General features: G+C 67.6%; 11 protein-coding genes. 5 read left to right on the forward strand and 6 right to left on the reverse strand.

Features of this window, described 5'->3' with window-relative positions; all coding sequences use genetic code 11:
- Positions 1–482 precede the first annotated feature (482 nt).
- Entirely contained in the window at positions 483–1,802 is a 1,320-nt protein-coding gene (locus ACZ7M2_RS50605) for a UDP-glucose dehydrogenase family protein (RefSeq protein ID WP_471601074.1), read from the forward strand.
- Between the two features lie 728 nt (positions 1,803–2,530).
- Positions 2,531–3,487, forward strand: coding sequence for an IS481 family transposase (locus ACZ7M2_RS50610; protein WP_471601075.1), 957 nt, complete (start codon positions 2,531–2,533; stop codon positions 3,485–3,487).
- Between the two features lie 10 nt (positions 3,488–3,497).
- On the opposite strand, the gene ACZ7M2_RS50615 is transcribed toward ACZ7M2_RS50610, so the two are convergent.
- Positions 3,498–3,989 carry a radical SAM protein gene (locus tag ACZ7M2_RS50615; RefSeq protein ID WP_471601076.1) on the reverse strand — a complete coding sequence of 164 codons (492 nt, stop codon included), beginning with the start codon at positions 3,987–3,989 and terminating at the stop codon, positions 3,498–3,500.
- Positions 3,990–4,262: 273 nt separating this feature from the next.
- Between ACZ7M2_RS50615 and ACZ7M2_RS50620 the strand changes: the two genes are divergently transcribed.
- The 3 genes from ACZ7M2_RS50620 to ACZ7M2_RS50630 all read left to right on the forward strand — a co-directional run bounded on the left by ACZ7M2_RS50620 (position 4,263) and on the right by ACZ7M2_RS50630 (position 6,936).
- Positions 4,263–5,378, forward strand: a complete 1,116-nt coding sequence (locus tag ACZ7M2_RS50620) for a helix-turn-helix domain-containing protein (protein WP_471601077.1) — start codon at positions 4,263–4,265, stop codon at positions 5,376–5,378.
- Positions 5,379–5,390: 12 nt separating this feature from the next.
- Complete coding sequence (locus ACZ7M2_RS50625; RefSeq protein ID WP_352052227.1) at positions 5,391–5,975, forward strand: HD domain-containing protein; 585 nt, start codon at positions 5,391–5,393, stop codon at positions 5,973–5,975.
- A gap of 652 nt (positions 5,976–6,627) precedes the next feature.
- Positions 6,628–6,936, forward strand: coding sequence for a hypothetical protein (locus tag ACZ7M2_RS50630; RefSeq protein WP_352052228.1), 309 nt, complete (start codon positions 6,628–6,630; stop codon positions 6,934–6,936).
- A gap of 33 nt (positions 6,937–6,969) precedes the next feature.
- On the opposite strand, the gene ACZ7M2_RS50635 is transcribed toward ACZ7M2_RS50630, so the two are convergent.
- The 5 genes from ACZ7M2_RS50635 to ACZ7M2_RS50655 all read right to left on the reverse strand — a co-directional run bounded on the left by ACZ7M2_RS50635 (position 6,970) and on the right by ACZ7M2_RS50655 (position 9,952).
- Complete coding sequence (locus tag ACZ7M2_RS50635) at positions 6,970–7,470, reverse strand: hypothetical protein (RefSeq protein ID WP_471601078.1); 501 nt, start codon at positions 7,468–7,470, stop codon at positions 6,970–6,972.
- A 208-nt stretch (positions 7,471–7,678) separates the two neighbouring features.
- Positions 7,679–8,905, reverse strand: a complete 1,227-nt coding sequence (locus ACZ7M2_RS50640; RefSeq protein ID WP_355589124.1) for a hypothetical protein — start codon at positions 8,903–8,905, stop codon at positions 7,679–7,681.
- Between the two features lie 50 nt (positions 8,906–8,955).
- The gene (locus tag ACZ7M2_RS50645; RefSeq protein ID WP_471601079.1) at positions 8,956–9,267 is read right to left on the reverse strand and encodes a calcium-binding protein; all 312 of its coding nucleotides are present in this window, start codon (positions 9,265–9,267) and stop codon (positions 8,956–8,958) included.
- A 68-nt stretch (positions 9,268–9,335) separates the two neighbouring features.
- A complete protein-coding gene (locus ACZ7M2_RS50650; RefSeq protein WP_355589126.1) occupies positions 9,336–9,593 on the reverse strand; it encodes a hypothetical protein in 258 nt (85 codons plus the stop codon).
- A 29-nt stretch (positions 9,594–9,622) separates the two neighbouring features.
- Positions 9,623–9,952, reverse strand: a complete 330-nt coding sequence (locus ACZ7M2_RS50655; protein WP_352052232.1) for a transposase — start codon at positions 9,950–9,952, stop codon at positions 9,623–9,625.
- Positions 9,953–10,865: the final 913 nt, after the last annotated feature.

The following is a 10,865-nucleotide window of genomic DNA, read 5'->3' on the forward strand; positions in this document are numbered from 1 at the left end:
GTCACGAGCCGTGGAACCATCTGCCAGGAATTGACGGTCCGGTTCACCGTCGGCGACCCGATCCGCTCCCGGAACCGGGTGCTGCCCCGGATCCGCGTCGGGCTAGTGGCGTCGTTACCCACCGCTGGGCCCGGGTTCCTACTGCTCGGCAGCTGCTCGAGGTGGAGGATTGCCGGCCAGCCCGGGCTACCGCGGTTCTCGTGCCCCGGCGCGGAGTTGCCCGCCCGGTGGCTCCGGCGATCCTCGGGGGCCGTGCCGACTTCTGGATGTCTCCGGCGAGGTGGTTGTGCCGGTGACGGAGTTCCTGAAGGACGAGTCACTCTGCTCCGGCCGAGGACGTCGATCTCCGGTTCTCCGCCCACGAGTTCCCGGGCATCCTCGCGACCCGCCAGTCATCCGCATCGACATCCATCGCTGTGTGGCCGCTCGGCCCGTCTTGCACCCCGCCGCCAAGCGGCCTCATTGGAAGGGACACCTCGTTCATGAAGCTCACCGTCATCGGCTGCGGATACCTCGGCGCCACCCACGCCGCCTGCATGGCCGAGCTTGGCCACGAGGTCCTCGGCATGGACTCCGACGTCGACAAGGTCCACGTCCTCAACACGGGCAAGGCCCCCTTCCACGAGCGCGACCTCGACGACCTCCTCGCCAGGCACACCGCCAGCGGCCAACTCCGGTTCACCGCCTCCTACTCAGAGGCCGCCGGCTTCGGCGACCTGCACTTCATCGGGGTCGGCACCCCACAACAGCCTGGCGCACACGCCTACGACCTCAGCCACCTCTTCACTGCGGTCCGTCAGCTCGCGCCCCACCTGACGCGCCGGGCCGTCGTCGCGGTGAAGTCGACCGTCCCGGTCGGCACGGCTCCTCGTATCCGTGATCTGCTGCACGAGTACGCCCCCGCCGGGGACGCAGTCGAGGTTGCGTGGAATCCCGAGTTTCTGCGCGAGGCCCGCGCGATTGAGGACACCGTCCGGCCCGACCGCCTCGTCCTCGGCTTCGAGAAGGAGGGGTCCTGGGCCGAAGCCGTACTCCGGGAGTGCTTCGAGAAGATCACCGAAGCGGGAACACCGACGATCGCCACCGACTGGGCCACCGCTGAACTCGCCAAGACCTCCGCGAACGCCTTCCTCGCCACAAAGATCTCCTTCATAAACGCCATCGCCGAGGTCTGCGAAGCCTCCGGCGCCGATGTCACCCAGCTCACCGAGATCCTCGGCCACGATATCCGCATCGGCCGCGCCGGCATGCGGCCCGGCCTCGGCTTCGGCGGCGGCTGCCTGCCCAAGGACATCCGCGGCTTCATGGCTAGTGCCGGAGAACTCGGCGCCGACCAGGCTCTGACGATCCTCCGCGAGGTAGACGCGATCAACAACCGGCGCCGCGAACGCGTGGTCACCCTCGCCCGCGAACAACTCGACGGCGACCTCGCTGGCCGGCGCATCACCGTCTGGGGCGCCGCCTTCAAGCCCGAGACCGACGACATCCGCGACTCGCCCGCCCTGGCCGTGGCACAGAGACTCCACGAGCTGGGCGCGACCGTCACCGTCACCGATCCCAAGGCCCTGGACAACGCCCGCAAGGCACACCCCGAACTCGGTTACGTCGAGGACCCGATCGCCGCCGCCCAGGACGCCGACCTGCTTCTGCACCTGACCGAATGGCCGGAGTTCTCCCGCATCGACCCGCTCCGGCTCGCCAGCCGGGTGGCGAGCACGAAGGCCGTTGACGGCCGCGGCACTCTCGACCCCCGCTGCTGGCGCGAAGCCGGATGGACCCTCCGTGCCCTCGGCCGCCCCTGACCGCGACCGCCGCCAACGCCTCCTTCAGGGGCTGGGAGAAAATCACGTGCCGCAAGATCGTCCAGAAATACCGTGTGTTGCCGAGGCTCACCGATACCCACCCGTCTCAACCCAAGGCGTTCTCTGCACTGAGCGACACCCGTTCCCCACACCTATCGACATGTCCACCCCGACGTTGAGCCGCTCTTTCATGTCGTCGGGCGAACCCAAGCCCTGCTCCGCGCAGAACCGGCTGCCTGGTGTCTCGGCGCTGGTCATCGATGACGAGGGGCGGGAGTGTAAGACGTTCGGTCTGGCCCGTAGTCGGTGGTGACGCTGGGTGTCTGTTAGGGCAGGAGGCTACGGTGGCGGAGGAAGTCGAAGCTGGCGCGTCCGTGCATAAGCCTCGTGATCCCCTTGGTGCGAGTGTTGGCACCTTCGGCGCGGCCGTTGTGAGCTACCAGTACCGGCCGGCTGCGGGTACAGCGTGAGGAACTCGCAACATGAACGACCGCTGCCCCTCACGCTGTGGCTGTGCCGGAGCATCCACAGATACGCGCGCCTCGGCAATCAGACGACGGGGCTTCCTCGGGTGCTGGGGCAGGGATCCGAGGACAGGGCCTGATCCACAACCCCCCCGGCACAATGGGCTGACCCCCGCCCAAACACACGGACGGGGGTCAGCATCTGTCATATAAAACTGCCGATCATCGTTGACACCTGAGCCTCCGGTCACTACGGAGATCTGCATGTCGAAGTCCAATCCCACCCCGCCGCTTGACCGTGAGGCCAAGCGGCGCCTGGCCGTCATACGCCATGTCGAAGAGGTCAGCGGAAACGTCGCCATGTCCTGCCGCTATTTCGGCATCTCGCGGCAGGCCTACTACACCTGGTACCGCCGCTACCAGGCCGAGGGCGTCGAAGGCCTGCGCACACGGTCCAAGGCGCCGAAGACCTGCCCGAACGCGACGCACGTCGAGGTGGTCGGGAAGATCATCTATCTGCGGCAGAACTACCACTTCGGGCCCGAGAAGATCGCCATGTACCTCAAGCGGTACCACGACGTCACCATCAGCAAGTCCGGCGTCTGGCGCATCCTCAACCGCCTCGACATGGGCCGCCTGCCGGCCTCCCAGCGCTACAAGCGGCACGACCGCAGATGGAAGCGGTACGAGAAGCAACTGCCCGGCCACCGCGTCCAGATCGACGTGAAGTTCATCGAACCGCTCGCCTCGATGCCCCAGGGCCGGCGCGGCGGACGCAACAAGTACTTCCAATTCACCGCAATCGACGACTGCACCCGCCTGCGCGTCCTGCGGATCTATCCGACCTTGAACCAGGCCACCGCGATCCAGTTCCTCGACTACGTCGTCCAACGCCTGCCGTTCCAGGTCGAGGTCATCCAGACTGACAACGGCGCCGAGTTCCAGTCCGCCTTCCACTGGCACGTCCTGGACAAGGGCATCGCCCACACCTACATCAAGCCCCGCACTCCGCGGCTGAACGGCAAGGTAGAACGCTCCCACCGCATCGATGCCGAGGAGTTCTACCGGCTCCTCGACGGCGTCATCATCGACGACGCCGAGGTCTTCAACGACAAACTGCGCGAGTGGGAGGACTACTACAACTACCATCGCCCCCACGGCGGCCTCGGCGGCCAGACACCCTACGAACGCCTCAAGCAGAAGACCACGACCCAGGCGTAATCGCTGATCGTCAGTTGCACAATCCGTTGGTAGAGAGCGTGAGCATCATGCCCAGCTCGAACGCCCGGCGGTAGGACCGCATGAAGTCCTTGTCGATGGTCGGCTCACCGCCGGTGATTTGGAGCCACAGCACCCCGGCCGCGGCTATCACCTCCAGGCACTGGAGCTTCTCTTCCAGCGGCATGCCCGAGTTGACCTTGAGTCCGAGGTAGCAGTGCTTGCAGGCGTAGTTGCAGCCGAGGTTGACCTCCCAGCTGGCCTTTGAGTAGCCCCAGGCGGACGGCTGCCGGACGAGCAGGTACTCGCCCGCAGGGCGGCCCGCCACGTCCAGGTCGTTCCACTGGTCCCGGACGGTGTCCGCGAGCCAGGCCGGGGCCGGCTCGGCCGGGTCGAGAGAGCGCAGCTCCTCGTAGCGGGCCGCGGGCAGGAGGGCTCCGCCGCGGCTTCCCGGCCGTACCAGCATGTGCTGGTCCAGGAACGGGCTCGCGATCAGTGAGTGCATGAGGTCTCCCGTCGGGGGTGGTCCGCTCCGTTTGGCCGGGGCGGAAAATGAGAGGCCCGGGCACCGACCGCCGGCCTCGGTGACGGCCGGGGAGGAACATCACCCCCGGAGGCGGCCTCCATCGGGGGGCGGGCTTCAGCATCGGAGCACATGCGGAGAGCCTCCCTACTAGGCTCGTCTGGTGAGGACTACGACGGTAGAAACCCTCGCTCAGCTGCTGAAGTGACCGGGAGTACAGGTAGGTTGCCGTCCGTCACCGGGATTGGGGCAGTCATGCGGCCGAGTTCGCCACCCACCCTGACCGGCAGTCAGGGTTCATCCAGCCGCCCCCGCGCCGGCGTCATCTCGGGCTACGTATTTCGCGTGACACGAGAGCAGCAGGGACGCACTCAGGAGGAGGCAGCCGAGCTCTTAAAGGTCAGCGCGGACACGATCGCCGGCTGGGAAACCGGACGCCGCCCCCTGACCGCTGTACCTACCGGGCAGATGCTCATGCACCGCCACCGGCTCATGCAGATGAGCACCGCGCCCGCTCTCCTCCAAGCCCTTGAGCGCGCCCTGGAAGCGGACGTGCTTCTCGCGAGCGCGTTAGACGACGAGGCCGCAGTCCAGGAGAGCCCGCTCGGGGCCTGGGTGATGCAACGCGACCTGGTCGAGGTGCTGGTCTGGCCTCTCAACGGCGTAGCGCCTCAGCCCGTACGTGAGCTCCCCTCGCCTCTCCGGCCGCGCCGAGGCCCTGCGCCCGCCGGGCCCGAGCTGCCGTCTGGCGACCGGGCCACGTTCTTCCGGCAGATGCGCCGTACGGCCGAGGAGGCCCGTGGCCAGCAGCAGTTCCTCCTCCGCCGCCAAGCCCTCTACCTCTCCGGATACGACAACCAGGCCGACACCTCGGAATGGCTCGCCTACCAGCAGAGCATCGAGCGGCCCCAAGACTGGCTCACCCGCTGGCTCAACAGCCGCTCCGTCGCGGCAGTCGCCGCCCGGCAGGGCGACCGCGACCGCATGAACTACTTCATCGACAACGACCTCACAGGTGACGAGGCGGGCGAGGCCGCGAACCTCAACTACTGGGCGTACTGGCTCGGGGAGACCCCACACCTGGAGTTGTCCGACGACTTCATCGCACGCCGCACGCCCGGCCCATGGCCTGGCGAACGGCTCCTCGCCCACCTCGCTGCCGGCCTCGCCTTGCATCACGGGTACGTGGACCTGAACGTCCACAGCGTATGGTCTCTTCTCCAGATCCGCCCCAACCTACTGCGATCCGGTGCAGCAGGCCGCGCCCTACGCGACCGCCTCACCGTGATGTTGGATAGCCGGGAGCTGTCGGCACGCGCTCGCCGGGAGCTGGAGAGCATCCCGTACGCAATCCGCCTCGCCGAGGCGTGAAAGGAGTCCGAGGTGGCAGAGGACCTGTCAGCGGTGGCGAACTTCCTGTACGAGGCGGGCACGCTCAAGCACACCGCTCGCACCGGGTGGTGGATGGCGGGTGTACGCCAGCCCGAGACAGTGGCAGAACACTCCTGGCGCACTGCACTGATCGCGACGATCATTGCCAAACTCGAAGGCGCGGACCCGGCGCGGGCGGCGTTCCTCGCCGTGTGGCACGACACCGGAGAGACCCGCACCGGTGACGTGAACCACCTCGGCAAGAAGTACACGGCCGGGGAGGCCGACCCCCGCGACATCACCGCCGACCAAGTCGCCGGCATGCCGGACATCCTGGCCGAGGCCCTCACCGAGCTGGTCACCGAGTACGAGGCCAAAGACTCCCCAGAGGCGATCTGCGCCCGCGACGCAGACAAATTGGAGTGCATGATCCAGGGCATCGAGTACAAGGCCCAGGGCTACGAGAACGCACAGCGCTGGATCGACAACAGCCACGGCCGCATCGTCACCAAGTCGGGGAACACCCTGGCGGACGCGGTCCTGGAAACCGGCTCGCTGGACTGGCTGCGCTCGGCGCTCGGCGAGAAGCAGGGCTGACGCGCGGTCCGGCCTTGCCGATCTCGGACAAGGCCGGGCTATCCGCGGGTGCTGGTGAACCGCACCCTGCTGCCCCACTTCTCCCACTGCGCGGCAAAACACCAGGTGCCCAGCGGGAGCCCGCCCGGGCCGTAGCCCTGGCATCAAGGCCTCCACAAATCTCAGTGCAGCTCACATGCAAACCAGGGCCGGGTCAGTGAGTCGTGTCCCCTCCCGACGCCCGCCGGGCCCGCCCTGGCGCCCTCAATAGCCGTACGGCTGGCTTGCGGACCCTCAGGCAGCGAGCCTGACCGAAGAGGCACTATGGCCAGGCGGCGGAGCTCACATCGACACCGGCCCGGTTGATCCAGCAAACGGGTGGACAGTCCCTGCTCCGGCTGTTAGTTAAGTGATCACAGGAAGTCGATCAACCGGGGGGACACTCGTGTACTCAGCTGCAGCCGCGCGTCGCGCAGCTCCGATATTGCTGACGGCGGTCCTGCTGGCGGCGTGCTCGTCCGGACACGACAGCACTACGCCGGCGGCACCCGGTGGCGGCTCACCGACCGCGCCGATCCTCTCTGCGAGCAGCGGGGCGAATCCCAGTTCGTCGCCGACGAACCCTTCCAGGGCGGCGGGCTACCCGACCGCGGAGGCCGCGCCGGGAGCCGCGGTGCCGCAGGTCCGGGACGCCTTCGCCGTACTCCAGGCTACGTACAACGACGGCTGCACGACGCCGGGCAACTGCGAGTACTTCCTCACCCGGGTGCTGAGCAACCTCGACGACCTGTACAAATCGATGAAAGCCAGCCCGAAGGGAAGTGGCCACTTCGCCGGGCCTCTCACCTGGATCCGCGCGATGCAGGACACCCTCAGGGGCGACTTCTCCTTCCCGAACCTCAAACGGCACCAGAAACTCCTGCTGGGCACCCGCGACAAGGTCAACACCTGGATGCAGTCCCACCCCGCCGACTACCGGTAAGCCGCCGCAGCGAGGACGTAGCCGGCGACCGACTTACGCCGACGCCGACTCCCAGCGGTACCCCTCTACAGCCTCGCCGTAGGGGCGCAACAGCGGCTCCAGGTCCGTGCGCACGACGTCGGCGTCGCCCGGCGGCAAAGTCAGCGATGCCCGCCGCATACGGACGTTCCACGTGGCCGTGTCCGGAAAGACGGACAGCCGCGGAACCAGGTCGCGCAGGACGAGCCCCTCACGGAAGCCGGCCAGGCCGGACACCTCCAGGCGGCAGCCTTCCGTGGAGGTGCGCTCCCCGAAGACGACCGGTTCGTCCAGGACCCGCACGGAACTGGCAGCCAAGGCCCGGCCGATGACACGTCCCAGGTCGCGCGTAGGGTTCCGGAAGCAGCCCCGTGTGGTGTAGAGGAAGACCTCGTCGGCCTCCTCCAGGGCACGGGCCGCCTTGGACCGGCCCGCCGGGAACGCCATCCGCTGCTCGGTCACCACCCAGCTCAGGGCGGCGCGGTCTCCGATGATCAGCAGGTGCGTGGACGGCATGCCGATCACGACAGCTGGGGCCGCCCGGCGCGCCTGCGGCTCCACTTCCGCACCGCGCGCGATCACCTGGTGACGCCAACCACAGCCGGGGCCCCGGGCCCGGCTCGGGAGCCCCGCACCGGCAGCCGCCTCACGGACCGGCCCGCCCCAGGAAAGACCGGCAGCGCCTCCGGCCTCACCCTCTGCACCGCCCGGTGTTGGGCCGCAGTCACGGCCGTGGGAACGGTGACTGTCGACGGTCGGCGGCAAGCGCACTGAGGCGGTCGCCGATGACGGAGACACCAGGGCAGGGCTCGTGCGCGTAGTACCAGGGCTTACGTCGACGCAGCAGCGCCTCGCCGTGCTCACTCCAGGTGAATCCGGGCTTCCGCAGCAGCTTTCGGAACACCACGTCGGCTGTCTCCGGGTGAGCGGTAGCCAGTCGGCGGATCGGCAGCGGCCCGATCGACTCCTCGCGCAGGTACGTGCGCAGCAGGTCCTGGTACTGCCTGCGGCCCCCGAGCGCCGGTTCCACGAAGAGGTCCCGGAGCATTCCGTAGTCCGCGTAGAAGTTGAGACCGTCGACCTGGTCGTAGATGACACCGATGGTGTCCGAGCCCGCCAGTTCCGATGGCAACTCGAAGAAGGGCAGGTCCAGGCCGGGCAGTCGCCTGCCCCGGGCGCGGTCGGGCTGTCCGGCGACGGCGGCCTCTTGGCGGTGGCGGTAGTAGGCGTTGAGGAGATCCTCGGCTTCGGCAGGCTGAAGGACCAGTTCGTCGCCGCCGCAGAACTCGACGAACGCCGCCCGGTCCTCCCGCATCCCCTGCCACCCCTGCTCGATCTTCTGAGGGTTGCGGAAGACCAGTTCGGGTCGGCTGGTGGCCAGTTGGAGAGCGGCCTGGGCGATCTCGGTCGCGCTGGACTTGGGGTAGCTCGACATCGCCCCGGATACCAGCCACGCCCCGTCGGCCGGGTGCACCGGTACCAGGCAGGTGTGGAGGAAGTCCCCCTTGGACACTCCGCGGAACGCCGCCCGCCCGACATTCGAGTACGTGCGGTACTCCAGGTCGTCGATCAGGTTCAGCAGAACGACTGCATCCATTTCCTTCCGCTGGATCTCGAAGATGCCCTCGACCGGGTCGCGCCAGCCGAGCAGCATCTCCCGGTCGACCGCGGTCAAGTCCTTCCGTCCGGCGACGAACCGGTCCGCCACGGTCGAACCGTCCGGCAGGCGGTACCGCAGGATGAAGTGGTCGACGATCCGGATCGCCTCGCCCTCGTCCAGCTGCCGCTCAGGCCCTGCGGCCTCCAGCAGGAGGGGCGTCAACCACCGGTCGAAGCGGGAGCTCTGCCCGAAGGCGACCAGTTGCCCTTTCAACTCGGCACTGCGCTCGATGAGGTCGGTCAGCGACCGTTCTCCGACTTCCTGATGCGTGCCCTGTTCGGCGTCAACCATGTCCAGCCCTTCCACACAACCGGTTCCGCGTGGGTGTGAGGTGCCCGACCTCAAGCGGCCCAGTGACGGTACGCCTCGATCCACTGCGCACCCTCGGGCGCCGGGCTGGGCAAAGGCAGATCCAGGATTCCGATCGACTGCCGCATGCCGCCGCGAGAGCACAGGGCGACGATCCTCCCGTCCGGCGTGAGGTCGATGCCGCCCACGGTCGCCTCGACGCCGAGCATCACGGTAGTGAAGGGCAGGTCGAGATGCTCCTCAAGCATGGTGAACAGACCGGTCAGCTGCTCGTCCTCGTTGTAGGCGTCGACAGTCGCCTCTTCGATCATGGCCTCGAGCTCCGCCATGCCCAATGCGCTCATGGGGCAACACTAACGACCCTCGGGGTGACACCGGGCGGCCCGGCACTCCTACCCGCGGCCGGTTGGACTCACGCGGATGCGTGTACGACGCCGCCCCCGGCCAGCCCGGCCGCATCGGCGCCGGAGTCACCGAACGGGCCAGCAACAGGGCCGCGTCCACCGACCTGGGCGTCGGCATGCACGCCGTCATCCCGGTCCTGTCGCCGCACCTCGCGGGCAGTGACGGGCCGATCCCGCCATTTGTAGAACCACGACTCCGATACCCCCAGCACGCGGCATGCTGTGGTGTGCGGAATGTTCTGCTCGGCCTTGCAGTCGCTGATCACTCCGGCCAGCTGGGCCGGGTCCGCCGCAGCTACTTCACCCACAAGGCCATGCAGCGTTTGAAGACATTACGTTCCATCTCCAGCTCGCCGATGCGCTTGTTCTTCTCGGCCATCTCGCGCCGCAGCCGCTCCAGTTCCGCGCGTTCGCCATCGCGCAGCCGGCCGCCCGAGGCGGAGGGCGCGGGCCGGTCGGAGGAGGCCGAGCCGTTGCGGCGCCACCGCGAGACCCAGCTGTGCAGCGTCCCCGGATGCACCCCGAGATCCTCGGCGACCTCCGGGATCGGCTTCCCGGTCTCGATCACGATGCGTACAGCACCCTCACGGAACTCCGCGTCGTACTTCCGTTGCTTGGACCCCATGAACCTCAACTTCCCCTGGTATCACGGACTCCACGCTCGAGGGGACCTTCAAGCAGGACGGCATGCAGAGTGTGCAGTTCCTCCAGCGAGAAGGTCGCGGTCTCGCCTGTGACGAGCCGCTCGTGGAGCTGCTCCAACCGCTGCCTGCCGCAACCTGCTCGCACAGTCAGGGCCGGTTCCTCCCCACGTCGATGGGCAAGCCACAGCAGGGCGTCTCTAACGACGGTGCACTGCTCGCCGACGAACCGGACGGAGTAACCCGTTCCCTCCCGCCGTACGAATGGCCTAGACCTCACGGTGTGCCTCCGGGGTCTATCAAGACGCACCGGCCGTCATGGACACCTTGCGCCCACTGATCGACGGAGTACTGGAAGGCGTGGATGTTGTATGGCGTCTTCACCACCAGCACTTCCTTGCCCACGTAGTAAACGACCTCCGAGCCCTTCGTGGTGTCACATCGCCGACCAGTTCGACATCCACCCCGAGGCCCTGCGCGGCTGGTGCGGCAGGCCGAGACCGACGACGGCGCGCGGCCGGGCAGTGACCGACCCTTAAACCCTCACAGCGAGGCGTCCTCCCGCGCGTTGCACGGGAGGACGCCTCGCTGACGACCCTCACTCAGTTGCTGTCAAGCACCCATGTGATAGTCGCGCTGGGCCCTTCGACGATCCTGCGGTCGACCTCACCCTCAAACCCGCGCATTGCCCCCGGCGAGAACCCTTCGACGGGCACAGCCTGCCCGACCAACGACAGCACCGCTTCCCCAGCCGAGGAGTGTGGCAGGAGACCTACAAGCAACCTCTATATATCAGGACCCTCTGACGCTGAGGTTGAAAGGGTGGGGTGACAGTCGGCGTTGGCGGTGCTACATCCTCGTCATGAGGTACGCGGATAGCGGTGGTCTGACCGCCGT

It is taken from the genome of Streptomyces sp. NPDC111507 (assembly GCF_055638955.1).